This window comes from Elstera litoralis (assembly GCF_000963705.1).
Taxonomy (GTDB): domain Bacteria; phylum Pseudomonadota; class Alphaproteobacteria; order Elsterales; family Elsteraceae; genus Elstera; species Elstera litoralis.
The window spans coordinates 1-680 of the sequence record NZ_LAJY01000762.1 but is presented as its reverse complement, the minus strand read 5'-3'; the positions used below and the strand labels follow the sequence as shown (position 1 = coordinate 680).

The 680-nt window shown below is 54.7% G+C and carries 1 protein-coding gene; it reads right to left on the bottom strand.

The features are described 5' to 3' along the window. Window positions 1-632, bottom strand: a 632-nt coding sequence (locus VZ95_RS19640) for a sugar transferase (protein ID WP_198148423.1), incomplete at its 3' end; no start/stop codon positions are given. Window positions 633-680: the final 48 nt, after the last annotated feature.

Sequence of the window (680 nt, the reverse complement as noted above, 5' to 3'; positions counted from 1 at the left end):
TGCCACAAGGTCCAATTCTTCACATACCAAGTATCAAACATAACTCGCTGAGCATAAGATGTATCGCTTCTGCCGCTAACTTGCCAAAGGCCGGTTATACCTGGTCGGGCCTCCAAATAAAACATCACATCCCGCCCGTAATACGGCAGTTCGTCTTCTGTCACGGGGCGGGGGCCGACGAGGCTCATGTCACCGCGCAACACATTGATGAGCTGGGGCAGTTCATCAAGACTTGTGGAGCGCAGAAAACGACCGATAGATGTTACGCGCGGATCATTGCGCAGCTTAAAATGCTCCTGCCATTCGGCGGCATCCTCGGGGTGCGCACGCAAATGAGCCTCCAAGACCTGCTGGGCGTCGGGCACCATAGTTCGGAACTTCAAGCAATCGAAAAGCCTGCCCCCTCGCCCTACCCGCTGATGGCGGAAAAGAATGGGGCCGCCATCCCGCGAAACGAGCCATGAAAACAGAATGAATATCGGCAAGCACGCCAGCGTCATCAGGCTGGCCATCAGAATATCGGAGACGAACTTCACCCGGCGACGAATCGGTTGACCGAGATTATTCTTTGCCACCAGCATCATGAAGTCTTGGCCGATAAAACTGAGCTGATCGAAACCGAGGATCGGCAAGCCTCCTAACGATGGAACGACTGCGAAGGGGAGGCGTTCCCATACCAA